Annotated in this window: 20 protein-coding genes and 1 pseudogene; 14 read left to right on the forward strand and 7 right to left on the reverse strand. The window is 47.2% G+C overall.

Going from position 1 to position 25,852, the window contains the following annotated elements:
• The first annotated feature begins 138 nt into the window (after positions 1–138).
• The 8 genes and pseudogenes from AAKU64_RS04850 (at position 139) to AAKU64_RS04885 (ending at position 12,465) form a co-directional block, all read left to right on the forward strand.
• Positions 139–384, forward strand: a pseudogene (locus AAKU64_RS04850) (type II toxin-antitoxin system CcdA family antitoxin).
• 222 nt (positions 385–606) lie between these two features.
• Positions 607–3,183 carry an ATP-dependent chaperone ClpB gene (gene clpB, locus AAKU64_RS04855; protein WP_354361564.1) on the forward strand — a complete coding sequence of 859 codons (2,577 nt, stop codon included), beginning with the start codon at positions 607–609 and terminating at the stop codon, positions 3,181–3,183.
• 232 nt (positions 3,184–3,415) lie between these two features.
• On the forward strand, positions 3,416–4,270 hold the full coding sequence (locus AAKU64_RS04860) for a hypothetical protein (protein WP_354329841.1): 855 nt from the start codon (positions 3,416–3,418) through the stop codon (positions 4,268–4,270).
• A 780-nt stretch (positions 4,271–5,050) separates the two neighbouring features.
• Positions 5,051–8,338, forward strand: coding sequence for an amidohydrolase family protein (locus AAKU64_RS04865; RefSeq protein WP_354329843.1), 3,288 nt, complete (start codon positions 5,051–5,053; stop codon positions 8,336–8,338).
• A 560-nt stretch (positions 8,339–8,898) separates the two neighbouring features.
• On the forward strand, positions 8,899–10,008 hold the full coding sequence (gene ribBA / locus AAKU64_RS04870; RefSeq protein WP_354329845.1) for a bifunctional 3,4-dihydroxy-2-butanone-4-phosphate synthase/GTP cyclohydrolase II: 1,110 nt from the start codon (positions 8,899–8,901) through the stop codon (positions 10,006–10,008).
• A 95-nt stretch (positions 10,009–10,103) separates the two neighbouring features.
• Entirely contained in the window at positions 10,104–10,601 is a 498-nt protein-coding gene (gene ribH / locus AAKU64_RS04875) for a 6,7-dimethyl-8-ribityllumazine synthase (RefSeq protein ID WP_354329847.1), read from the forward strand.
• 94 nt (positions 10,602–10,695) lie between these two features.
• Positions 10,696–11,160 (forward strand): transcription antitermination factor NusB, encoded by a 465-nt coding sequence (gene nusB, locus AAKU64_RS04880; protein ID WP_322119129.1) that lies wholly within the window; start codon positions 10,696–10,698, stop codon positions 11,158–11,160.
• A 141-nt stretch (positions 11,161–11,301) separates the two neighbouring features.
• Positions 11,302–12,465, forward strand: coding sequence for a pyridoxal phosphate-dependent aminotransferase (locus tag AAKU64_RS04885; RefSeq protein WP_354361566.1), 1,164 nt, complete (start codon positions 11,302–11,304; stop codon positions 12,463–12,465).
• Positions 12,466–12,586: 121 nt separating this feature from the next.
• On the opposite strand, the gene AAKU64_RS04890 is transcribed toward AAKU64_RS04885, so the two are convergent.
• On the reverse strand, positions 12,587–12,985 hold the full coding sequence (locus tag AAKU64_RS04890) for a DUF3224 domain-containing protein (protein WP_354361568.1): 399 nt from the start codon (positions 12,983–12,985) through the stop codon (positions 12,587–12,589).
• 618 nt (positions 12,986–13,603) lie between these two features.
• Here AAKU64_RS04890 and AAKU64_RS04895 point away from each other — a divergent pair.
• Positions 13,604–14,512, forward strand: coding sequence for a LysR substrate-binding domain-containing protein (locus AAKU64_RS04895; protein ID WP_354329851.1), 909 nt, complete (start codon positions 13,604–13,606; stop codon positions 14,510–14,512).
• A 67-nt stretch (positions 14,513–14,579) separates the two neighbouring features.
• Here the strand turns inward: AAKU64_RS04895 and AAKU64_RS04900 are convergent, their stop codons facing one another.
• A complete protein-coding gene (locus tag AAKU64_RS04900) occupies positions 14,580–15,428 on the reverse strand; it encodes a transglycosylase SLT domain-containing protein (protein WP_354329930.1) in 849 nt (282 codons plus the stop codon).
• A gap of 634 nt (positions 15,429–16,062) precedes the next feature.
• On the opposite strand from AAKU64_RS04900, the gene ubiD reads away from it, so the two are divergent.
• Together ubiD and AAKU64_RS04910 are read left to right on the forward strand one after the other, a co-directional pair.
• Positions 16,063–17,547 (forward strand): 4-hydroxy-3-polyprenylbenzoate decarboxylase, encoded by a 1,485-nt coding sequence (gene ubiD / locus AAKU64_RS04905; RefSeq protein WP_354329853.1) that lies wholly within the window; start codon positions 16,063–16,065, stop codon positions 17,545–17,547.
• Positions 17,548–17,661: 114 nt separating this feature from the next.
• Complete coding sequence (locus AAKU64_RS04910; RefSeq protein WP_354329855.1) at positions 17,662–18,333, forward strand: glutathione S-transferase; 672 nt, start codon at positions 17,662–17,664, stop codon at positions 18,331–18,333.
• A gap of 140 nt (positions 18,334–18,473) precedes the next feature.
• Here AAKU64_RS04910 and AAKU64_RS04915 read toward each other — a convergent pair whose 3' ends face one another.
• The 3 genes from AAKU64_RS04915 to AAKU64_RS04925 form a co-directional block, all read right to left on the reverse strand.
• Complete coding sequence (locus tag AAKU64_RS04915) at positions 18,474–19,085, reverse strand: LysE family translocator (protein WP_354329857.1); 612 nt, start codon at positions 19,083–19,085, stop codon at positions 18,474–18,476.
• Between the two features lie 100 nt (positions 19,086–19,185).
• Positions 19,186–19,992 (reverse strand): alpha/beta fold hydrolase, encoded by an 807-nt coding sequence (locus tag AAKU64_RS04920; protein ID WP_354329859.1) that lies wholly within the window; start codon positions 19,990–19,992, stop codon positions 19,186–19,188.
• 1 nt (position 19,993) lies between these two features.
• Positions 19,994–21,304, reverse strand: a complete 1,311-nt coding sequence (locus tag AAKU64_RS04925) for an O-acetylhomoserine aminocarboxypropyltransferase (RefSeq protein ID WP_354329861.1) — start codon at positions 21,302–21,304, stop codon at positions 19,994–19,996.
• A gap of 275 nt (positions 21,305–21,579) precedes the next feature.
• Here AAKU64_RS04925 and AAKU64_RS04930 point away from each other — a divergent pair, with 275 nt between their 5' ends.
• The 3 genes from AAKU64_RS04930 to AAKU64_RS04940 all read left to right on the forward strand — a co-directional run bounded on the left by AAKU64_RS04930 (position 21,580) and on the right by AAKU64_RS04940 (position 23,254).
• A complete protein-coding gene (locus AAKU64_RS04930) occupies positions 21,580–22,029 on the forward strand; it encodes a CBS domain-containing protein (protein WP_322118398.1) in 450 nt (149 codons plus the stop codon).
• The gene (locus tag AAKU64_RS04935; protein ID WP_354329863.1) at positions 22,029–22,193 is read left to right on the forward strand and encodes a hypothetical protein; all 165 of its coding nucleotides are present in this window, start codon (positions 22,029–22,031) and stop codon (positions 22,191–22,193) included. Before AAKU64_RS04930 ends, AAKU64_RS04935 begins: the two co-directional genes overlap by 1 nt.
• A gap of 62 nt (positions 22,194–22,255) precedes the next feature.
• Positions 22,256–23,254: an NAD(P)/FAD-dependent oxidoreductase gene (locus tag AAKU64_RS04940; protein WP_354329865.1), complete on the forward strand. Its 999-nt coding sequence runs from the start codon at positions 22,256–22,258 to the stop codon at positions 23,252–23,254.
• A 224-nt stretch (positions 23,255–23,478) separates the two neighbouring features.
• Here the strand turns inward: AAKU64_RS04940 and AAKU64_RS04945 are convergent, their stop codons facing one another.
• Together AAKU64_RS04945 and AAKU64_RS04950 are read right to left on the reverse strand one after the other, a co-directional pair.
• On the reverse strand, positions 23,479–23,952 hold the full coding sequence (locus AAKU64_RS04945) for a cupin domain-containing protein (protein ID WP_354329867.1): 474 nt from the start codon (positions 23,950–23,952) through the stop codon (positions 23,479–23,481).
• On the reverse strand, positions 23,949–25,772 hold the full coding sequence (locus AAKU64_RS04950) for an ABC transporter ATP-binding protein (protein WP_354361570.1): 1,824 nt from the start codon (positions 25,770–25,772) through the stop codon (positions 23,949–23,951). Before AAKU64_RS04950 ends, AAKU64_RS04945 begins: the two co-directional genes overlap by 4 nt.
• Positions 25,773–25,852 lie beyond the last annotated feature (80 nt).

Raw genomic sequence — 25,852 nt, forward strand, 5'->3', positions numbered from 1 at the left:
TACAAAGTATAACCAAATAGACAAAAACATCACACCTGCAAAATCACGCTTACCAATTTAATGTCACATCTTGATCCTTATAAACCGTCCGCATGATTACGTGTAAATATTGATCTTCAACTGAATATGGGGTAGGCAATGTCAGCCTTATACGATCAAAATACACCCAAAAAAACGACAAACCTGAGTATCAATAGTGATTTGCTCAGAGGTGTCAGGGACTTGGATATTAATCTATCTGCCACATTAGAATTCGCGCTGATTAATCAACTTAAATTAAAACAGGCTGAACTTTGGTTAGCTTAAAATCAGAACGCTATTGCGGCATACAATCAATTCGTGGATGAGAATGGCGTGTTTAGTGACGGTCTTCGGAGTTTTTGATGTCTTGGGTCATCATTCGTAGGAATCAAAATTCACAAAACAAAAAATAGCATTCCTTCCCCGCGGGCTAATCTTTCACTCACTAAGCAGTTCATCTTCTTAACTTATTCCTCACTTCTTTGATACAGAACAAGCTTTCCGCAGCTTGTTCCAACATCACGCCTTGAAATGCATCCCTAAAGTCCTAATCTATCGGACATACGATTACTTAGGGAGCATCCAGTGCGACTCGACAAACTAACTACCAAATTGCAAGAAGCCATCTCTGACGCGCAAAGTCAGGCGGTGGGTAATGACAACCAATATATTGAGCCAGTGCATGTGCTGCTGGCACTGATCAACCAGGAGGATGGCGGTAGCCGTTCGCTGTTGCAGCGCTCTGGCGTCAATGTGCCTGCGTTGACCAACGCTTTAAAAAGCGCCTTGGATCGTTTAGCCAAGGTGTCTGGTACCGACGGGCAAGTACAAATTGGCCGCGAGCTGATGGGCTTGCTTAATCTGGCGGATAAAGAGGCTCAGAAGCGGGGTGATGAATTCCTTGCTAGCGAAATGGTCTTGCTAGCTTTATCTGATGACAAATCAGAAGCCAGCAAGCTGGCACGTGAAAACGGTCTTACCCGTAAATCCTTAGAAGCAGCGATTGCCGCAGTACGTGGTGGCGGTACGGTCAATTCGCAAGAGGCCGAAGGTCAGCGCGAAGCCTTGAAAAAATATACGCTCGATCTGACTGAGCGCGCCCGCCTGGGCAAGCTTGATCCTGTGATCGGTCGGGATGACGAGATTCGTCGTGCTATCCAGATTTTGCAACGTCGCAGTAAAAATAATCCGGTATTGATCGGTGAACCTGGCGTTGGTAAGACCGCCATTGTGGAAGGTCTGGCGCAAAGGATCGTCAATGGTGAAGTGCCGGACAGTCTGAAGTCTAAACGGGTGTTGTCGCTAGACATGGCGGCCTTGCTGGCAGGCGCTAAATTCCGCGGTGAGTTTGAAGAACGTCTCAAAGCGGTGCTCAAAGAAATCGCCATGGATGAAGGTCAGACCATCGTCTTTATTGACGAGTTGCACACCATGGTCGGCGCGGGTAAGGCAGAGGGCGCTATGGATGCCGGTAATATGCTTAAGCCTGCATTGGCACGCGGCGAATTACATTGCGTCGGAGCCACGACGCTGGACGAATATCGCAAATATATAGAGAAAGATGCGGCGCTGGAACGCCGCTTCCAAAAAATTATCGTTGATGAACCTAGCGTCGAGGCAACAATTGCTATCCTGCGTGGACTGCAAGAAAAGTACGAAGTCCATCACGGTGTAGACATCACTGACCCTGCGATTATCGCAGCGGCAGAATTGTCGCACCGGTATATTACTGATCGGTTTTTACCCGATAAAGCGATTGATTTGATTGATGAGGCGGCGGCTAAAATCAAGATCGAAATTGACTCGAAACCAGAGGTCATGGATAAGCTGGATCGTCGTCTGATCCAACTCAAGATCGAGCGCGAGGCAGTCAAGCGTGAGAAAGACGAAGGTTCTAAAAAGCGGATGGTATTGATCGAAGAAGAAATCGCCAAACTCTCGCTAGAATACGCCGATCTGGAAGAAATCTGGAAGTCAGAAAAAGCTACTGTCCAAGGTAGCACCCATATTAAAGAAGAGATAGAAAAAATCCGCCTGCAAATGGAAGATGCCAAACGTCGCGGTGACTGGCAAACCATGTCCGAGTTGCAGTATGGCCGTATGCCAGAACTAGAGGCGCAGCTTAAGCAAGCAGACGCAACTCAGGCGGGTAACCAAGGCAAGCACAAGCTGCTGCGCACCCAAGTCGGTGCGGAAGAAATTGCCGAGATTGTCTCGCGTGCGACCGGTATCCCAGTCTCGCGCATGATGCAAGGCGAGCGCGAGAAGTTGCTGCAAATGGAAGAGGTTTTGCATAAGCGTGTGGTCGGGCAGGACGAGGCTATTGGCGCGGTATCAGATGCCATCCGCCGCTCCCGCGCTGGCTTGGGTGATCCCAACCGGCCTTACGGTTCTTTCTTATTTTTGGGCCCGACGGGCGTTGGTAAAACCGAGCTTTGCAAAGCCCTCGCAGGCTTTATGTTTGATACAGAAGATTCGCTGATCCGTATCGACATGAGCGAATTTATGGAGAAGCATTCTGTCTCGCGTTTAATCGGTGCGCCTCCTGGCTATGTAGGTTATGAAGAGGGCGGTTATCTGACCGAGGCAGTACGTCGCAAGCCGTACAGCGTGATTCTGTTAGACGAGGTAGAGAAAGCGCATCAGGATGTCTTTAATGTGCTGCTGCAAGTGCTGGACGACGGTCGTCTGACCGATGGGCAAGGCCGCACGGTGGATTTTAAAAACACGGTCATCGTGATGACCTCCAACCTTGGTTCGCATCAGATTCAGGCGATGGAAGGCAGTGATCCGGCAGTGATAAAAATGGCGGTCATGGGCGAAGTAAAAATGCATTTCCGCCCAGAGTTTATTAACCGGATTGACGATATCGTCGTATTCCACGCGCTTGATGCCAAAAACATCGGCGCCATTGCTAAGATCCAGTTACATGATTTGGAAAAACGTCTGACACAAATGGACATGGGCTTGCACATCAGCGAAGCGGCATTGCAGAAAATCGCAGAAGCAGGTTTCGACCCGGTGTACGGCGCACGACCACTCAAACGCGCGATTCAGCAAGAGATCGAAAATCCATTATCCAAGTTGCTGTTGCAAGGTAAGTTTGGACCTAAGGATGTGATTAAGGTTGATGTTGATAATGGGGTGTTGGTGTTTAACTAAAGTAAGTGAAGTCATCGAAGTTAGGCGAAGTGAGATGAAGTGAGTCCCAAGCCCTTACTGCGCAATGCAGTAAGGGCTTATTGCTGTAGCGCTTTTATTCAAATCGTGGTGGTATTATTGCTCTCAGCACTGGATGTAATCTGGGTGGCGGTTTCAACTACGGAGTGGTAGCGGTCTAATGGAAAATCTGGGTTTAAACATCTAATCTAGTTGGAAATTGAAAGAGGTGGTTATGAGATTTCCGATTATTTTGGGACTGTTTTTGCTGTCTATTTACTCTTTAGGATTTGCCGCTGGAAAACAAAATTGTCCAGATTTAAACGGTAGATTTAGCATTCATTCTATTGATAGGAATGGTGTCGCTTTTATTGATCCTGCATTCGTTGATGCCAGTAAATTATTCAAGCTAAATTTGATCAATGTTACTTCTGGTGAACTTGAAATCAAAGGAGATACTCTTCATGGCTTATATTTTTTTTGGAAAACCGAAAGAGATGGCGTACTGCCGATAAGCATGCCTACCAGTGCAAATAGTGAGTGGACATTTAACAGAGACTATAAATGTGAGGATGGATGGGTAAGTTTTTCACAGCGAGCGCCAGCACGCCGGTATGACCTTCTCAAGAGTTATGAGGGTGACGCTAAGATCCGTATTGCAAGGGACGATCTTTATGAAGGATTAAAGATTGAGTCAACATTTAGTGGTCACGAGGTTGTTACGATATTTTCTTACGACTCAGCAAACATCAGCATACCAAAGTGGTGGAGCCGTAAAACATTGCGGGATACTGTTCTTTTGGCTACTGCGCCAGCGGACTCATCAAAACAAGTAACTCAGCTTGAATCGCAAGCCGCATTGGATGTTCGACGCATGTTTAGTGACAAGCTGTTGGGTGGCGTAATTTTGGCAGGAGTAGCGGATCGCGAAGGTGTTGTGACCGTCACATTGAAAGCATTGCGTTCCTCAGATATAACGCCATTCGAAGAGCGTTTGCGCGCGGCGTCGATATCTTATCAAATGAAGACAGAGCCAATTTGGACCAACAATAGTTACTTCATGGAATTGCTGGTTAAGACAAAACCCTAGTTCATTTTTAATGTAAAAGGCGTTCAATATCGCAGTCGATGAAGAGATTTTGAATATTGCTGGGAGTTTGTTCATTAGTTCGTTCGTTAGTTTTTTTAATCGGATTGACGACACCAAGATAACGGTGTGTTGGTGTCGGAGTAAAGTAAGTGAAGTAAATTGAGTTCTAAACCCATGCTGCGCAATGCAGTAAGGGTGTTGACCGATCTCTTTAGATTGGATTTGTTTTTGATCTGCGGTACGTCTACTCCCTAGTTTGAATTTTTATATACACCTGGTAAGTATATTTAGATCGTCCATATAAAGTATGGGCAATAGGGTGATTTTCTTGTAAATAATAGGGAGTATATTGATATCTCACTTATATGCAGATTGAATGTCGCCAGTTTTTTTATCGGTGTCTCATTGTTTTTTTCATGTCATTCCGGCGCGCTTTAAGCCAGCATCCTGTGTCGTTATCCTGATAATCGGTTTGTCGTTTCCAAGCCAGGTGTTTTGCGCAATAACGTCGCCGGGTTCTGCCTAAAACCATGCCGGAATGACGCCTTAGCTCTTTTTAACAATGACGTGACGGCGATCAATATGTGAGATTGTGCTGACACATAATTAAATCGGACAATTTAATTCAATCTGGCAATGTTCTTTTACAATACGAGCAGCGTAATTCAATCGCCGAACAATCATTGAGCAATCGCTGAGTTTAATCGCCGTGCTGTTGGTTCAATCTATCCAAATTTTCCTAACGCTGATCCTGCTGATTCAATACCCACTGGAGACAAGATGCAATTCATCACAAAAGCACATTGGTGCGCCTTACTACTAAGCTTGTGTAGTACCGTCGCCATCAGTGCAGAAACCCCCAAAGACGCCGCTGATGCCAAGAAAAAATGGGACGTGAATGCGCCGCCAGGTGTGGCGAGCACGGTGACTATCGATACCAAAACCGGTACCTGGATGAGTGTTGACGTCAGCCCTGACGGTAAGCAAATTGTGTTTGATTTGCTGGGCGATTTGTATTTGATGCCAGTTGAAGGTGGCGAGGCTAAAGCACTGACACATAGTATCGCGTGGGAAATGCAGGCGCGCTTTTCGCCAGATGGTAAGCAATTAACCTACATGTCAGATGCCGGTGGTGGCGATAATATTTGGGTGATGGATGTGGATGGCAGCAACGCACACGCCTTGACCAAAGAAGATTTCCGCTTATTGAATAATCCTGTCTGGCATCCGAATGGTCAGTATATTGCTGCCCGTAAGCACTTTACTGGTACGCGCTCGTTGGGGTCTGGCGAGATCTGGTTGTATTCCATTGGCGGTGGCGCTGGTGTGCAGTTGAATGAGAAACCAAATTGGCAAAAAGATTTGGGCGAGCCTGCTTTTTCTCCTGATGGTCGTTATGTTTACTACTCACAGGACACGACACCGGGAAATTCATTTGAATACAATAAAAATGGGAATGCCCAGATTTATCAGATTTTCCGTAAAGATTTAAAAGACGGTAAGACCAAAGCATTTGTCAGCGGCGCTGGCGGTGCGGTACGTCCAACGCCTTCGCCTGATGGTAAATACTTGGCGTTTGTGCGTCGCGTGCGCAACCAAAGCACTTTATTTTTGAAAGACTTAGAGACCGGTGAAGAGAAAGTTGCATGGAGTGACTTAGAGCGCGATATGCAAGAAACCTGGGCTGTGCATGGCGTGTATCCATCGATGAGTTGGCTTCCGGGCAGCAAACAAATGGTGCTGTGGGCCAAAGGTAAAATCTGGCGTGTTGATCCATTTGCGCATACCGCAAAAGAAATCGCTTTTCACGTCAAAGACACCAGAGAAATCCGTGCCGCCGTCCGTTTTGAAACGCCCGTCGCGCCAGATAAATTTGATGTGCATCAACTGCGCTGGGTCAATGTTTCGCCACAAGGTAATAAAGTGGTGTACTCGGCTTTAGGGCAATTGTATGTACGCGATCTGCCAAATGGCACGCCGCAGCGTTTGACCAAACAACAAGACCATTTTGAATTTTTCCCACGATTTTCTCGTGATGGTCGCAGCATCGTATTCACCACCTGGGATGATGAAAAACTGGGTTCGGTGCGCACCATTGATGTGCGTGGCGGATCAGAAACGATTATCACCAAGAGTCCGGGTAAATACGTGAATCCTCAATTTTCTCCCGACGGCAAACAAGTCGCTTTTGAAAAAATGCATGGCGGTTATTTGACGACACCCTGGTTTGGTTTGGATACCGGTATTTTTGTGACGAGTGCAGATGGTAAAGCCACTCCGCGCTTAGTCACTGATGACGGCAGTGCACCACAGTTTGGTAAAGACAATGATCAGCTGTATGTGTCGCGCATGCAGCGTGCCGGTGAAGTGGATTGGACGACATCGCTCGTCCGTATTGATTTAAACAAAGGGGAAGAGCAAGCCGTTGCTAAAGGTGAATTTGTCAGCGATTTTGCCTTGTCGCCGGATGGTAATTGGCTGGCGTTTACCGAGCGATTTCATACCTATGTGACGCCACTGCCGGTTGCGGGTAAGCCTGTGACCGTGGGGTCAAAGATGGATGCTTTGCCGGTTAAACAGCTGGACGTCAACGCTGGTGACTATACGCATTGGTCGGGTGATAGCAGCAAGATTTTTTTCTCGCTGGGTGATGAGTTATTTAGTAGCGAGTTAAAAAATGCCTTCACGTTTTTACCCGGCTCGCCTAAAGAAATCGCTAAGCCAACCGAGGCGGGGTTGAAAATTGGTTTCCAGGAAGCCGCGAATAAGCCCGTCGGCACCAAGGTAATTTCTGGTGCGCGTATTGTGACCATGAAGGGGGATGAAGTCATCGAGAATGGACGCATTGTGATTAAAGACAATCGCATCGTCGCCATTGGTAAGGCTGCAGACATTGCAATCCCGGCTGGTGCTATGCAAATCGACGCTGCTGGCAAAACGATTATTCCTGGCATTGTAGATGTGCATTGGCACGGCGGTATGGGTGAGGATGAAATCATTCCACAGCAAAGCTGGATCAACTATGCCTCACTTGCCTTTGGTGTGACGACTATCCATGATCCATCCAACGACACGGCTGAGATTTTTAGTCAGAGCGAACTGCAGCGTGCGGGCAAAGTGGTGGGACCGCGGATTTTTTCTACCGGTACGATTTTGTACGGCGCTAAGGCCAATATGAGCGCCATCGTGAATAATCTGGATGACGCACTCACGCATTTAAAACGCCTGAAAGCGGGCGGCGCCATCTCAGTCAAGAGTTATAACCAGCCACGTCGTGATCAGCGTCAGCAAATTTTGGAAGCGGCGCGTGAGACTGGCATGATGGTGGTGCCAGAAGGCGGTTCACTGTTTGAGCATAATATGACCATGGTCGTTGATGGGCATACAGGCATCGAACATGCGATCCCGGTTGCCAATGCCTATGACGACGTAAAACAATTATGGTCGCAAACTAAAGTAGGCTACACACCGACCCTGATCGTTGGTTATGGCGGACTGGATGGCGAGCATTACTGGTATGCACACACGGATGTATGGCGTCATCCGATTTTGTCGCGTTATGTACCAGCCACGGTGTTGCAAGCGCGTAGTGTCCGGGTAGAGACTGCACCGGAAGAAGATTACAACGTCTTCAACATCGCCCGCACAGCAACCGAATTGCAGCGCGCCGGCGTCCCGGTCAATCTAGGCGCACACGGTCAGCGTGAAGGTTTGGGCGCCCATTGGGAAATGTGGACACTCGGTCGCGGTGGTATGACATCGTTAGAAGCGATCCGTGTCGCAACGCTAAACGGTGCTAAATATCTTGGTATGGAAAAAGATGTCGGGTCATTAGAGACCGGCAAACTGGCCGATCTGGTTATCATCAACGGCGACATTTTGGCGAACATCCAAAACTCCGACAAAATTGCTAACGTCATGCTGAACGGTCGTTTGTACGATGTCAACACGATGAACGAGGTGGGTGGTACGGCTAAAGCCAGAAAGCCTTTCTTCTTCGAAGGTAAAAATGGTGGTGCGGTGCCGGTAGAAACCCGTGGACACGGCGATGGTGACGGACCAGGATAGTCATTTGTGATCAATGAGTAGATCGCATGAATGCAGAGACTGGAAGTGGAATCCAGGTTTCTGCATTTTGTTTTAATTTTGTTTGGAACCAGTTGACGTTTGGTAATGGCTTATTTAGAACTTATTCAGAACTTATTTAGAACTTGGTTAGAGTGAAATTTAATATACTCCCCATTATTTTTTTGGAAATTGGTCAACTGTCCAGCAGTTATATGGACAGTTTAAATATACCTCATGGGAGTATATTTATATTGCGAGTAGATTTTTAATCAGATTGTCCAAAATCTTACGAGAGCATTTGGGGAAGGCGGCATTTAGGTCTGATTTTTATGTAACTCCCTACGCACTATGTCTACACCTTGTATATCGAAGTTGCTCCTGATTTTGCGTCAGTCTGACTAAGTTGTATAATGCGGCCTACTAAAGCAGTCTGGTTTTGAGAAAAAATTGCCGCTTTTTAGCGGCTTTTTTTATTTGTGCGACCTTGTATTTAAGTCTAAGCGCACGAAGTACTAGCAATTCCAACTGAAGCACAACACAAAAACTCCAGGACTCCCCCCATGAACATGTCGAATACCTTAGAAATTGTTGCCGAATTGCGCGCTGGTCGTATGGTCATTTTGGTTGATGAAGAAGATCGTGAGAATGAAGGCGATTTGTTGATGGCAGCAGAGTTTGTGACGCCAGAGGCGATTAATTTTATGGCCAAATTTGGTCGCGGTTTAATCTGTCTCACACTGACAGAAGAACGCTGTGATGAGTTGAACCTGGCGATGATGTCCAGCCGTAACGGTACCGCTTACGGTACTAACTTTACTGTCTCTATCGAAGCCGCCGAGGGTGTCACCACGGGGATTTCTGCTGCAGACCGTGCGCGTACAATACAAGTAGCCGTCGATAAAAAAATGACCGCGAACGACATAGTGCAGCCGGGTCATATTTTCCCGCTCAAGGCGCAAAAAGGCGGCGTTTTAATGCGTGCTGGTCATACTGAAGCCGGTTGCGATCTGGCGGATTTAGCAGGCTTGACGCCAGCTGCCGTCATTTGCGAAATCATGAAAGACGACGGCACTATGGCGCGTCTGCCGGACTTGATGGAATTCGCCAAAGAACATGGTTTAAAAATTGGCACGATTGCTGACCTGATCCATTATCGTAGTCAGAACGAAAGTATCGTCGAACGTGTAGCCGAGCGCGAAATGCAAACAGTGCATGGCACGTTTAACGCCATCGTCTATCGCGACAAACCAAGTGGCTCTGCCCATTTAGCCTTGGTACATGGCGAGATTAAATCGGAAGAGGTCGCCTTGGTGCGCGTGCATCAACCAGTCTCGATTCTTGATCTGTTAGAGAGCAAAATCACGACGCATTCCTGGAATGTAGCCAGTGCAATGGCGGCGGTACAGGCCTCACCATGCGGTGTGCTGGTATTGTTGAATTGCGAAGAAACAGCCGAGCAGATGTTTGATCAATTCAAAGCATTGACGACACCTAAAACTAAACCGCAAGGACGCGCTGCCAGCATGGATTTGCGGACCTACGGTATCGGCGCGCAGATATTGAAGGATGTCGGTGTCAGCCGTATGAAGTTACTCGCCAATCCAAGAAAAATGCCGTCAATGATAGGTTTTGATCTGGAAGTAGTTGGTTATATGGACAAACCTGTTTGAAGAAAATTATTTGAGTAGGAGAAAATAACCTATTCTTGTTGAAATCCATTCTTTACTTTATTTATTGCAGCGCCAAGGCGCAAAAAGGAAACATCATGACTGTTGGACATTACGACTCAAATCTGGATGGCGCTGGCGTGCGCATTGGTATCGTGCAAGCGCGCTTTAACGAAAAAGTTGGCAATGGTTTGCTGTCTTCTTGCCTGGCCGAATTATCCCGTCTCGGTGTTTTGGATGAAGATATTTTGCATGTCACCGTCCCGGGTGCTTTAGAAGTACCGCTGGCTTTGCTTAAATTGACTGAAACTCATCAGTTTGATGCTTTAATCGCGCTAGGCGCAGTGATCCGCGGTGAGACTTATCATTTTGAACTGGTGTCGAATGAATCTGGTGCAGGGATTACGCGTGTTGGTCTGGATAGCGGCATTCCGATTGCGAATGCGATTTTGACGACGGAAAACGATGACCAAGCAGAAGCGCGCATGATAGAAAAGGGCACTGACGCTGCCCGCGTCGCAGTTGAAATGGCCAACTTGACGCTGGCATTGGAAGAATTGGCAGAAGCTACAGAAGATGCTGATTTTGATGCTTGATGATTGAGTGACCAATATTCATAGTACAGAGTTAAAATAAATTGCGTAAAAAATCAAACAGAGCGCAATCAAAATACATTTGCAAGAGAAAAATATGACAAGCAAACAAATCCACGCCAACCCGAGTAAAAGCCGTTCGCCAAGACATCGCGCTCGCGAATTCGCTTTGCAAGGATTGTATCAATGGTTATTGAACAATGAAGATTCTGGCGTGATTGATGCCCATATCCGTCAGGCGCATGGCTTTGACAAAGCGGATCGTGAGCATTTTGACGCGCTCTTGCATGGCGCAATCAAACAATCGATCCAATTGCGCGAAGAGATCGCTCCCTTAATTGATCGCACCATTGCTGAATTGTCGCCAATTGAACATGCCGCCTTGCTGATCGGTGCTTACGAATTAAAGCATCATATAGAAATCCCCTATCGCGTCGTCATCAATGAGGCGGTAGAACTGACCAAGTCATTTGGCGGTTTGGATGGCCATAAATATGTGAATGGCGTGTTGGATAAATTGGCTGCCAGATTGCGAGCTACTGAGATCAGCGCAGGGAAGTAAATCTGAGTTAGGTTTTTACCCGAAAGTAGCAATCAACATGATTTTACGAAAGCCGTCTTATTTCTGTTCTGAAGTAAGGCGGTTTTTTTTAGCCGTACTATCTCCGCAATTGATTTGAAATTGATTTTTATTGAGCCTTCTATGGATCACAATCTCGCCACCCGTTTAAATAATATCGCGCCTTTTCATGTCATGGAGCTAGCCAAAATGGCGGCAGATCTGGAGGCGCAGGGGCGGCATATTATCCATATGGGAATAGGTGAGCCGGACTTTACTGCGCCGCAAGTAGTGATTGATGCTGCTAGCAAAGCGATGGCCGACGGTCGTTTGCAATACACTTCAGCACTGGGCGTGCCTGCCTTACGTGAGGCGATCGCCCAGCATTATTTACGTACTTATGGTCTGACGATTCCGGCCAGTCGTATCATTGTTACCGCAGGTGCTTCGGCTGCATTGTTACTGGCATGCGCTGCATTGGTGGAACCCGGGGCAGAAGTTTTGATGCCAGATCCTTGTTACCCATGCAATCGGCATTTTGTCGCTGCGTTTGAAGGCAAGGCGGTATTGGTCGAGAGCGGGCCAGCCGAGCGTTTTCAGTTGTCTGATCAGATGGTAGGTCAGCATTGGGGCGATGCGACTAAAGGCGTATTACTCGCATCGCCCTCTAATCCAACTGGCACCTCGATTGCTGTTGATGAGCTGGCAAAGATTATTGCCACGGTCAAAAGTCATGGCGGTTTTACGATTGTGGATGAGATTTACCAAGGTTTATCCTATGACGCTGCGCCTGTTTCGGCGTTGTCGCTGGATGATGATGTGGTGATTATCAATAGCTTTAGTAAGTATTTCAACATGACCGGTTGGCGCTTGGGTTGGCTGGTGGTGCCAGAGCGAATCGTGCCTCAGCTCGAAAAATTGGCACAGAATCTATTCATTTGCGCCTCGTCGGTCGCGCAACATGCGGCGATTGCCTGTTTTTCGTCCGAGGCTCTGGCAATTTATGAAGAACGTAAAGCGGAGTTTAAACGTCGTCGCGATTACATCGTGCCTGCGCTGATCGCTTTAGGTTTTGATGTGCCAGTGATGCCAGACGGCGCTTTTTATGTGTATGCAGATTGTTCGCGCTTCTCAGACGACGCGGACGAATTTACACGGTCTTTGTTGCAAGAGGCAGGTGTGGTGATTGTGCCGGGCTTGGATTTTGGTGCATCCGGCGCACGGCGTTATGTGCGGATTTCTTATGCGACTTCGATGGATAATTTAAAAGAAGCAGTGAAGAGAATCTCGCACTATTTGCAGGGCTAAAGATCGGCCTAACGATAGGACTTATAACAGAGATGAAGTTAATCGCTTAAGAAGTCGAGTAGCTCTTCGACTACTTCTCACCGAAATCGTTAGTTTGATTTATTGACTCTAGCGTTGATGTCTAGTCAAAATGATATTCAAGTAAAACCTGGGACACCTGACCACCAATATCGCTCCAGGTACAACGTCCGTAACCCTTGATGCCAGCCAGTTCTCCTGTGCCTGAGCCGGTTAACACATTTAATGTGCTTTCAGATTTACCCGATTTGATTGATCCTACGTGTTGCAGAATAAATCCGCCCCGGCGATTGCCAATGCGACCCGTCAGATATTCTAGTCCGACAAAATTTCCGGAATTGGCGTTGGCGGAAAAACTAAGACATTCAAAACAAGACTCGGCTTCGATGTCACCCGCATAGTGGTGCTTCACCTTGGATTGCATCATCCCCGTGTGCTGGTTGAATTTTTCATCCATCCCATTCAATTTGACAGTTCCTACGGCAAGCATATTCTCCCTCATGTTGTTAAACAACAGACAAATAGTGTCTTTACTATGTCATCAAGCTCTTTAGCCGAATAAAGTCCGCGCCAGATTTTGGTCGGACTCTGTTGATGACGATGATAAAAATAATTAGTCAACGCAACTCGATCTACTTATGGGAGATGGAAGCGCGTCGATGTTTCACCTTGTGGGTATTACTTTGATGCTGTAATGCTTACGGCTGGACTGACCAACAAGCCATTATATTGGCCGTGGATTTTGAATGGCAGAGCAGCTTACGACGATGTTAAAAGTAATTTACTAAGACTATTTGGTTGTCTTTGTGAACTAATTTTAACAAGGTGTAACAAATTATCACAATATTGCCATATCATGTCCACTCACAAATTCGCATACTTAATGTGAATTCGTTATGTGGCAAGCGTCTAGTTATATTGTTTTATCCAGAAAGTTGAGTACTTAGATAAAACTCTAACAAAGCTATGTTGATCTTGATTTTTAAGATAAAAAACAGATACTCCCAATAATTATTTAAAAATACTCGTTATCGTCCAGAATTTATATGGACTATTAAATAATACATCATGGGAGTATATTTTTTTCCTGTTTGTTTTTCGATGTGGGATAAGAAACTCTATGATTCAATTTAGGCAAATTGAGGCGTTCCGGTGTTTGATGATCGCTGGAACCAGTGTTGGCGCCGCTCGGAAAATGAATATTACTCAGCCAGCCATTAGCCGTCTTATTGCTGATTTAGAGAGTGCTCTCGGGTTTAGGTTGTTTAACCGCGACAAAGGACGTTTAGAGCCTACTTTGGCTGGTGTGCGGTTTTATAGCGCAGTGGAAGAGAATTTTTTGGGGCTAGAGCGCTTGACTCAGGTTGCCAGCAATATTCGAAATGAAGCGCCAGAAGGCATTACGATCGCTTGTCTGCCTGTCTTGTCCACCACGATTTTGCCGCTGATTTTGCGTCAATTTTTTAAACATCATCCCGATGTGCCCGTGACTGTAGATAGCTGCAACACGCCAGAGATTTTAATGCGATTGCAAAATCTTAAAGTGGATATCGCTATATGCATGGCGTTTCCGCCACTCGCCGGCATGGAACAAGAAACCATTAAAGAAGTCAGTGTCATGTGCGGCTTGCCCGAAGGGCATCGCCTGGCGGATAAAGAGATGATTGATCCCATGGACTTGGATGGGGAAAATATCATCGGTTTCTTACCCATTATTTCGCAAAGTTATGAGCTGGAAAAGATTCGTCTTGATGAAACCGGTACTCGTCCGCGCCATAGAGTTAAGACACAAACATCGCATACACGTTATGCGATGGTTGCGAATGGTTTGGGTATCTCGATTGTTGAACCTTTTGGTGCTAAGGTCTGGCGCTCTAACGGTGTGATCGTGCGGCCGTTTGCCAGCGATATTCGTCACCAGTATGTCCTGGCATACCCAAGTGGCGGCAAACGTTCAGAGTTAATGCATGATTTCCGCGAGCTAGCTCTGGATGTAGCAAAGGACTACGATTTTGGCTTTGACGCGTAAAAAAGCCACCTGACTTTTATAGTGGGGGTGGCTTTTTTACGACTTGATGAAGTTTTCAACTACATTATTACAGCTTTGCTATTTGCTCCGGATGCGCTGGCTTTTGCTCGGCAGCTTTAGTCTCTGTAGCAGCATCAACTTTAGTCGCGATATTTTCTATCTGACGTGCTGGCGGTGTTACTGGAATTGGTACCGGTGCATTAAAAGTAGGAATATTTTTGCCGTTAGCAACATCTTTTAAGCGGCGATATTCGGCCAAAACGCGCGAACCATAACCAGCATCATTTTCAAACGCAGCTGCACCAACATACAGTTTTAAACCTGCTTCAACCGAGCCACCACGTGAGACGTAATCTTTTAAGATCAGGGCACCGACTTTGATGTTGGCAACCGGATTAAGCGCGGCTTTAATACCGCCCATTTCCTGAAACTTCTCATGATGTACTTTGGACATGACTTGCATCAAACCTTGCGCACCAACCGGGCTTTCGGCAAAAGGATTCAAGCCGGACTCAATCGCCATCACGGACAAGATTAACAAAGGGTCGAGTTTGATCTCTTTCGCTGTCAAGTAACTGGCAGAAACCAGCATATTGGTCGCATCGCTGGCAATACGATAGCGTTTAGCCAGCCAGTTTGTTACCCATTGCTGCTGGCGTTGCGTGCCAAGCATTTTGCTATCTTCTTCAGTTAGTTCAGTTACGGTAACAGGCGCTTGGTCAGATTGTGCTACTTGCAGTGGAGTTGCCATCAGCATCGCCAAGCTCGGTGCTTGTGCAGCTTCTTCTTCGACATCCTGTTTAGCGATTGTAAAAGGAGAAAGGGATTTGAATTTTTCAACTAGATCTGGTTTGATAAACATCAGACCAAGCACAACAATCGCGCTTACGCCAAATATCATCAAAAGGTGGTGCATCGTTGTGATGAAGCCATTGCGTGCATCGCGCAATGCGGTGAGTATTGCTGTAGCGGTCATCTTGCCGCTAAATAAAGTACTATTTTGCAAATTACTTTTTTGTGCTGCTAGGTTAAAACTTTGAATCATATTACCTCCTGAACCTTCGTAGACTATGTACTTGCTAATCAGCGTTACTGCTGGTGTGCTGTATAGCGGACTAGCTACGAATCAGAAACATCGTCTTCGTCGCAGGCGCGATCGGAAGACGCCGGAATTATTTGTCAGTTATATATACATATATGGGCGACTCGCAGTCTCTCCAATGACAAACAACTTTTTTCGGGTCAAGGCAGACGCCTTTTGAAAACAATCCTTACAATGTTGTATGTGGGGCCCGATCCCCGTGAATGATGTTACCGTTTGGCGCTACCATCTTAGTTAGATAGCAACTGAGTGCGATTAATTTATAGCCTCTTCATCAAGTTGGGCGAATTGTAGGGTCGGTTTTATATCAAGTCAATACTATAGAAGTTAATCGTTATTACTTTTAAATCTTAAAATTCATGCTGCATTGCGGCGAATCGTTGTCAAATCAAGCACTTAGCCAACTTCTTTACTTTACTTAGTTCAAACTCATAAAAAGCTAAAAAACATGAAATATTCGGATTTGAGAGATTTTATTGCTCAGCTTCAACAACAAAATGAATTAAAACAAATAGTTACGCCTGTTTCACCGTATTTGGAGATGACAGAAATCTGCGACCGCACCTTGCGCGCAGAAGGTCCTGCGCTTCTATTTACCAAGCCAAAAGGACATAGCATCCCAGTGCTGGGTAATTTATTCGGCACACCGCATCGTGTCGCGATGGGAATGGGCGCAGATAGTATTAGTGAGTTACGCAAAATCGGCCACGTTCTCTCATCGCTGAAAGAGCCAGAGCCTCCGAAAGGATTTAAAGATATTCTGGGTCTCGGGTCGCTGGTGAAAGCGGTATGGGATATGGCGCCTAAAGAAGTACGCGGGGCCAAATGCCAGGAGATAGTTTGGGAGGGTAACGATGTCGATCTGGCGAAACTGCCGATCCAGCATTGCTGGCCTGGCGATGTCGCTCCTTTAATTACCTGGGGTCTGGTGATTACCAAAGGCCCCTATAAGAAGCGCCAAAATCTGGGTATATATAGACAGCAGGTTTTAGGTCGCAACAAAGTCATCATGCGCTGGCTTGCGCATCGTGGTGGCGCTCTGGATTTTCGTGAGCACGGCATCGTCAATAAAGGTCAGCCTTATCCGATTGCTGTTGCACTCGGCGCTGATCCGGCGACCATACTTGGCGCAGTCACTCCAGTGCCTGATAGCTTGTCCGAGTACCAATTCGCAGGACTGTTGCGTGGCAGCCGTACCGAGCTGGTTAAAGCGATCGGCAGTGAGTTGCGTGTACCTGCCAGTGCCGAGATTGTGCTGGAAGGGCATATTTACCCAGATGAGTCGCATCCGACTGGCTATGAGCACGCGCTCGAAGGCCCTTACGGCGATCACACTGGTTACTATAATGAGCAAGACAGTTTTCCCGTCTTTACGATAGATCGCATCACAATGCGCCGTGATCCTATTTATCACTCAACCTATACTGGTAAACCGCCAGATGAGCCTGCGGTTCTCGGCGTGGCACTTAATGAGGTGTTTATACCTCTGCTGCAAAAACAGTTTAGTGAAATCACTGATTTCTACCTGCCGCCAGAGGGCTGTAGTTATCGAATGGCCGTAGTACAAATCAAAAAAGCCTATGCAGGCCATGCCAAACGAGTCATGTTTGGCGTCTGGAGTTTTCTGCGCCAGTTTATGTACACCAAATTCATCATTGTGGTGGATGAAGATGTGAATATCCGCGACTGGAAAGAAGTAATCTGGGCGATTACGACCAGGGTTGATCCACTGCGCGATACGACTCTGGTCGATAACACGCCGATCGATTATCTTGATTTTGCCTCACCCGTCAGCGGGCTTGGTAGCAAAATGGGATTGGATGCCACTAATAAATGGCCGGGCGAAACCAGCCGGGAGTGGGGCACTACGATACAGATGTCGACCGAAGTGAAGGCGAGGGTGGATTTGATCTGGCAGGAGTTGGGATTGTAGATTTATTCCTGCACGTCTAGGATCAAATGCAGGGCTAAGCTTGTTGGTTCCACATTTGTCGTAATCACAAAATAGTCACGCTATCATTATAGTTAGCAATCAAACCAAGTCCTCATGAGCGTCACCGTCAAACCTTTGTTATACAGTTTTCGCCGCTGCCCTTACGCCATGCGTGCCCGACTAGCGATCAAGCTCAGCGGCGTCGACGTTGACATACAAGAAGTCAGTTTGCGTAACAAACCACAAGCGATGCTTGATCATTCCCCTAAAGGCACTGTGCCTGTGTTGGTATTGACGGATGGACGAGTGATAGATCAAAGTCTGGACATCATGTGTTGGGCAATGGCACAACATCAACAACACGACACTACATTATGGTTGATGCCCGACGGTACATTGCCAAGCGAAGTACTAAACTTGATCAGTCAAAATGACAGCAGGTTTAAGTATGATCTGGATCGATATAAGTATGCTGAGCGTTTCCCAGAATACAGCGCAACAACGTATAGAGAAAGAGCCGAAGTATTCCTGCTGATATTAGATAGCCGCCTGCAACAACACCAATATTTAAGCAGCGAGCAGCTGAGTATGGCCGATCTGGCGATTTTGCCGTTTGTACGCCAATGTGCGCTGGTGGATGCCGATTGGTTTTACTCCAGCCGATACCAGCATTTGATTGCATGGTTGGATAGATTCTTGCAATCGGATTTGTTTATTGCTGTGATGGCGAAAGCGCCAACAATATCCAGCGCCAATCCGCTTGTAATTGAGTCGTCAGTGACTTAGTAATGTTAATCGTTTTGAGTAAGGCATGGCGTTAACGAAGTTGCATTGCAAACTCTAATGTGAAAAGGAGAGGGATTATTTTATTGCAGCGAGTTTATATATCTTTGTAATAATTAGTCTTATTTGATTTTTCAACTCAGCTAAACAACTGCGATTAATATTCCTGCTGTTAGTACCAAGGCTCCGGAAATTCTCTCAGTGATTAAACTATATTTTGCTTGTGTTGCCCAATGACTGGCTTTGTTTGCCAGCATGCCATAGCCCAGCAGAATAAAAAATTCTGGAATGATGGAGCATGCAGCAAGGATACTCATTTGTGGAATGATGGGTTTTTGTGGATCAATAAACTGCGGCAGAATCGCGACAAAGCCTAGCAGTGCTTTTGGATTTGTCATTTGCAGCATCACCGCTGTACTAAATATCCGTTTGCCACTTTGCGGTTTACTGTCTAATTTGCTCAAAGTAATGGGTGATGGTCTGCCAAAAATAGCGGACAAACCTAAGTACACCAGAGACGCCGCACCGATATATTTGATCGCCATAAACACCTTGGGCGAAGCTAATATGAGTGATCCTAGGCCAGTTGCTGAGACGGCAAAATAAATAGCATTGCCAGTCAAAATCCCCAAAGTGACGAAGAGAGAAATACGCCATCCGCGTGCCATGCCATAGGCAACGACCATCATAACGGCGGGTCCTGGAGATAAAGAGAGTGCTGCCTCAGTCGCAGCGAATAGTAGCCAGTTGTCCATATAATATTTTTCTGTATTGGCTTAACAATGTGGCTTCAGCATTTCTGGCGGAACCCTCTCCCGTAAGCGGGAGAGGGGGGTGATCTCAGTCTGCTTACACTTAGGATTTTATAAAATCAAACAAGGCTGTCAGCACTGCATCGCCTTGTTCTGCCATCAGCGAGTGTCCGCAATTTTCTATCAATGTCGTTTTGCTGTGCGGGATCGCAGTGCGTAGCGTAGCTGCCGCTTTGGGCGGCGTCATCATGTCTTTTTTTCCTAAAACAAATAGGGTTGGACAGCTAACCGCCTGCGCCGCCTGCTCACCGTTAGCATAGGCATTGCATGCTGAAAAATCGGTATAAAAGACTTTATCGGGATTGATCTTAGAAATACGTTGCATCAGACGCTGGCTGCCGCCCATGACATAAAATCCCGGCCCAGGGCAAGATGGTTTATGCGCGATGGAACTATGGGACCAGATATTCACCATATCGATGGCGGTCTGCTCCTCGTCGCGTGCAGCATTGAGTAAGGTGTCTGATACCTTCATCGGATAGGCAGTACCGATGAGGGCTAATTTACTGACTTTTGCCGGCGCGCGTGCGCTAGTTTCTAAGGCAATCAGAGACCCCATGCTGTGACCAACCAGCATTGCTTGCTGCACGCCAGCGGCATCTAACAAGGTGATCAGCCAATCTGCCATTTGTTCGACTGTCGTCAGCGCCGCACCTTTGCTGCGACCATGTCCGGGCAGATCAACTGCCAGAACATTAAAGCCGTGATGAGCAATGTAACGGGTTTGCAATGCCCACACGGAATGGTCGTTTTGTGCGCCATGGAGGAAGACCACGGTTGCTTGCTCTGGATTGAATTGTTTGCCGCCTGTGTAACAGTATGCGATGTGGTCATGAACGGTGAGTAGCATCTCAGGCTCCTTTCTGAGCAGCTTTTAAGCCGCGCGCCAAGTCTTCAATCAAATCATCGACGTTTTCTAATCCTATCGATAAGCGCATGGTTCCCTCGGTAATGCCGGAGGCGATCAATTGTTCTGCCGGGACGCGGAAGTGCGTCGTTGACGCGGGATGAATCACAAGTGATTTGGCATCACCGACATTAGCCAGATGCGAGAATAAATTTAAAGATTCGACAAAGCGCTGACCAGCGGCGCGGTTACCCTTGATGCTGAACGAGAATACGGCACCACAACCTTTGGGTAGCAAGGTTTTCGCTAGTTCGTAATCGGGATGTGATTCTAGTTCTGGATACGAGACCGATTCAACCGCCGGATGGGCGACTAAAAATTCGACGACTTTGCGGGTGTTGGCAACATGCCTGTCCATGCGTAGGCCGAGTGTTTCTATCCCTTGCAGAATAGCAAAGGCATTGTGCGGGCTCATGCTGGCACCAAAGTCACGCAAACCCTCACGCCGTGCGCGTAATGAGAAGGCGGCGACGGTGGATTCTTCTGAAAAAACCATGCCGTGAAAACCATCATAAGGCTCGCACAGCTCGGCAAAATGTCCGGTTTTTTCATACGCTTGTTGCCAGTCGAAAGTGCCGCCATCAACCAGTAAGCCACCGATCGCCGTACCGTGACCACATAAGAACTTGGTTGCCGAATGGAATACCAGATCAGCGCCATGATCAAATGGGCGCAGTAGATAAGGCGTCGTGAAGGTGGAGTCCAGCATCAATGGCAAATAATGGCTGTGAGCGATTTCTGCGACCGCCGCAATATTCAAGACATCCAGGCCGGGATTGCCCAAGGTTTCTGCAAACAGCACTTTAGTATTAGGGCGAATAGCCGCACGCCATGCATCCAGATTGCGAGGGTCAACAAAGGTCGTCTCTATGCCAAAGCGCTTCATCGTGTAAGCCAGCAAGTTTTGCGAACCACCATACAGGGCGCGTGAGGCTACTACGTGGGAGCCTGCGCCGGCAATCGTTGCGAGGCCTAAATGCATGGCGGCCTGGCCGCTAGCAACCGCAATCCCAGCGACACCACCTTCCAATGCGGCAATACGTTCTTCTAGCACGGCATTGGTCGGGTTAGAGATACGGGAGTAAACATGACCAGCGCGTTCCATATTGAATAAGGATGCCGCATGGTCAGAATCTTTAAAGACAAACGAGGATGTCAGATAAATTGGGGTTGCACGTGCGCCGGTTACCGGGTCTGGTGCCGCGCCAGCGTGCAGGGAAAGAGTGTCAAAGCCGTGGTATTTTGGACCGCTCATGATGTTGTTGTTCTCCTGATTTTTAGTGTGCTAATGCTACCATCGAAACACCGATGTTTGGGATGCGCTTGCGACCCTGTTCTGCTATGAAAATGAAGCGGTTTGCTTGAAATTGTTATGCTTTCGTGCAAATTAGTTGGCATCTGTGCTGGATTTTTTGCGATGCTTGCGATACATTGAACATACAACATCAAATGTGCTGGCCAATCTCGCGTTCGTTGGCACAAAAAATTAAACATCAGTCAATGTCAACTGATGACAAAGAGGAGAGCGGTATGAAAGTCTCAGAAATTCTTCAGGTAAAAGGCAATATTCTTTACACCATTACTCCCGATACTCCGATTTCAGAAGCGGTCAGTGTGATGGAAGAAAAGGATATTGGTTCGCTGGTGGTGATGGAGTACGGCGATTTGTCCGGCATCCTTACTTTCCGTGAAGTGATCCGTGCGATCCATGCCAATAATGGCTCGTTAGGTAACGGCACTGTGCGCAAATATATGGATGATCATCCATTGACCGTTACTCCAGATACCGAGGTCAATGAAGTACGCCGCATGATGCTGGAAAAACATTCCCGCTACTTGCCAGTGATGAATGCGAAAACACTGCTAGGTATTATTTCCTTCTACGACGTGGCAAGAGCAGTGCTCGAAGCGCAAAGCTTTGAGAACAAAATGCTGAAAGCGTATATCCGCGATTGGCCAGTAGAACAGCAGGAAGAATAATGACTCTGCGGATCGACGCAAAACCGCCTTTGCGGCGTGATTTGGCGGTGCAGTACTTTTTGTATTGCCGCCGCCGACGTGCGTTGCAGGGACAATTTTTCGTCACTCCCTCAGTTCAAGCCTTGCTCAGTTTGTCGCAATTTTTTAATATCCGTACAGAATAAAACGACGCCTGCAGATGTGATTTGCGGGCGTTTTCTTTTGCTCAAATTTTTGAAGGAACTATATGCAAATCGCCGTCGTTGGAGCAGGATTAGCAGGACTCACTGTCGCCCGTCAATTACAGTCACAAGGTCATCATGTGACGGTGTACGAGAAAAGCCGTGGTGTCAGCGGGCGTATGAGTACACGGATGACAGAGTTGGGAGGTTTTGATCATGGCGCACAGTATTTCACTGCGACTTCGGATCGCTTTAAAAAAGAGATTAACGATTGGCGCAAATTAGGTTGGGTTGTGCCTTGGGAAAGTAAGCTAGTGACGCTGGATCATGGTCTGAGTAAGCCAACTGGGAACTCCGCCAAACGATATGTCGCGGTTCCCGGGATGAGTTCTTTGGGTAAGCAACTGGCACATGGTCTGGATATTCGCACCGAGCAGCAAGTGGTTGCGATTGTGCCTTTCGAAAAACAATGGATACTATCGATCAAATCCGACATGGTGCCTGTCCCGGCATCGGCAGGGCCTTTTGATGCGGTACTGCTGGCGATTCCGCCAGAGCAGGCAACACCTTTGCTGCAAGTGGCTCCTGCCATGGCGAAGCAAACTGCCAAAGTTCATCTGGCACCGTGCTGGACGTTAATGCTGGGTTTTCAGACTCCGCTCAATTTGCCGTATGAAGGCGCCTGGGTCAGTAATTCACGCCTGGGCTGGATCGCCAGCGACACTGCTAAACCATCACATCGGGTGGGCGAGCGTTGGGTTTGTCATGCGACGCAAGAGTGGAGCATAGAACATCTGGAAGATGATAACGAGCGTGCCAAAGAGAAGTTGTCCAAGGCTTTTCATGAGGCAACGGGATCATTGATACAGCCAATCCATGCCGTCGCCCATCGCTGGCGTTATGCGCAAGCAGTGGAGCCGATGGCAGAAGATTGCTTATGGAATGCGAAACAGGGGATAGGCGTGTGCGGCGACTGGTTTGCAGCAGGGTTGGCCGGATCAGGACGTGTTGAGAATGCCTTCACCAGTGCATTGGCACTAGCGAGTAAATTTTCCGCTGCTTAGCCCTTGGGGTCGATAAAAAAAGGGGAGTATAGGCGTAAACCATGGTTAATGTCCATATTATATATGGACGTTTAAAAATACAGTGAGTAGTATATTTTTGAATGATTTGTAAGAATTTGTCGTTTCTGGGTCATAGAAACGACAAATTGGTTTTCTGATTTTGGGGATGCCTTAGTGGTGATTCAGTGCGGTTTCGGTTTGGTTGCCTAGGCGCTTCGACAGAGTTATTTACCTAGACGTCCTAGCCAGCGAGCTAGTCTGCCCGGATTGTAAAGCGTCCAGGTTTTTTTGATACCGACCGGCACATGCCACAATGCCACCGTGCCAGCGCGGAAAAATGCCGTATCGCCCTCCTTTAAGGTGAAGTGCTGGCCGAGATAATCAATCTCCACGCCGCCACTCAACACATAAATCGACTCGTCCAATTGGTAATGCCATTCAAATGTAGATGGTCCTTCTGCTTCAAAAATACCTGAGCTGGAACTGCCATCTGTCGCCGCTGAAAACTCAACGGCTTTAAAATTGGGTTTGCCCGACTTGACCCAACTAGGATCGACCGCAAATGCTTGAATCGGCATGCTAACGGTGCTACTGGTCGCAGGCGCTACATGCGTTACATAGGCGACGGCACCGTAAATAGCGACACCGATGACACCGGCGAATATTCCTGCGATCCCGTATTTGAATGATTTGTTCATGTTGTCGTCATCCTTTCGCCTGTTTGTAAACGCCATAATGACGCATAGCCGCCATTGAGCGCCAGCAATTGTTCATGCGTGCCGCTTTCAACGATCTCACCCGATTCTAAGAGATAGATGCAATCAGCCTGACGAATTGTCGATAAGCGATGTGCAATCACGATGGTTGTGCGGTTGCGACTGACGACATCCAAACTGCGTTGGATCGCGGCTTCAGTTTCATTATCGACCGCGCTAGTCGCCTCATCCAAAATAAGGATAGGCGGATTTTTTAAAATTGCTCTTGCCAATGCTAGACGCTGACGCTGACCGCCAGACAATTTTTGGCCGCGCTCACCGATGCGGGTGGCAAATCCTAACGGCAGTTTGTTGATAAATTCAGTCGCCTCCGCCGCTTGTGCTGCATCAGCAATGGCTTGTTCTGATATGTCACTCAGACCATACGCAATATTCTCGGCAATCGTACCATCGGTTAAAAAACTATCCTGTGCCACATAGCCAATCGAACGCCGCAAGTCTTGTAAGTTGATATCATTAATCGGCTGATTATCCAGCAAAATCCGTCCCGACTGTGATTCATAAAAACGTAATAGCAGTTTCACTAAAGTTGATTTGCCCGATCCAGTTGACCCGACAAACGCCACTGTTTTGCCTGCAGGAATATGCAGGTTGATATTCTTCAGCGTGGTCGTGTCACCATAGGCAAAGCCGAGCTCTTCAAAGCGTAATTCACCTTGGACCTGATGCGGTGGCAAATGCGCACCCTCATAAGTAATCTTGATCGGCGTGTTCAGTAAATTCATCGCACGATCAATTGCAGACATAGATCGCTGATACATATCGGCGACATCTGCCAAACCGGTCATTGGCCATAGCAAACGCTGGGTTAAAAATACGAGCACAGAATAAGCACCTACTGCCAGTTGCCCGTGAATTGTCAGCCAGCCGCCATACACCAAGGTCGCGGTAAAACCTGCCAGAATCGCCATCCGTATGACAGGTGTGATAGCGGAATTTATTGCGATCGCACGACCATTCGCATCGCGATAGGCGTTACTGGCTTGGGCAATATGGGCGCTTTCAAAATTCTCTGTAGCAAAGGCTTTGATGGTGGCGAGTCCGAGCAGATTATTATTCAGGCGCGCACTGACGTCACCTGCTGCTTCACGCACTTCTGCATAACGCGGTGCTAAGCGTTTTTGGAACCAGAATGCGCCGATCAAAATGGCTGGCACGGGTAGCAAAGAAATGATGGCCAGCGAAGGTTGCAAGGCGAAGAATACGGCACTGACCATTACAGAGGAGCAGATCACCTGAATGATCTGATTAGCACCGCCATTTAAAAAGCGTTCCATTTGATTGATGTCTTCATTTAATATCGACATCAGATTGCCGGTGCGCTGATTCTCGAAATACGCCATCTCCAGTTTTTGCACATGGTCGTAAGTATCTAGTCGCAAGTCATGCTGCAAATTTTGGGCAAGTTTGCGCCATTTCAGGCAGAGCAGATATTCAAACCAGGACTCTCCACCCCATACAATTACATTCACAATACCTAGCAAGACTAATTGATGCCAGGTATCGACGACACCAAAGCTACCCAGAACTTTTTTTGCTAAAAAGCTTTTATCGCCGTTGACGACAATATCCACAGCAACGCCAATCAGGACTTCTGGCAAGACATCAAAAAATTTATTCAGAATCGAATATAGTGTCGCCAGACGAAAATCAGTACGGTATTTTTTTGAATAGCTAAGTAGTTTTTTGAGCGGGTGTGTGGGTGTCGTGCCTGCAGTTGCTGTCATTGGAGTTTTTGTCATAGCGTTCGATCAATTTGACGACGGGTTTTGCAAATGAAGCAAAATAAAAAGGGACTGCAAATTTTACAGTCCCTGAGGAT

It is taken from the genome of Undibacterium sp. GrIS 1.8 (assembly GCF_040544445.1).
Lineage (GTDB): Bacteria > Pseudomonadota > Gammaproteobacteria > Burkholderiales > Burkholderiaceae_D > Undibacterium.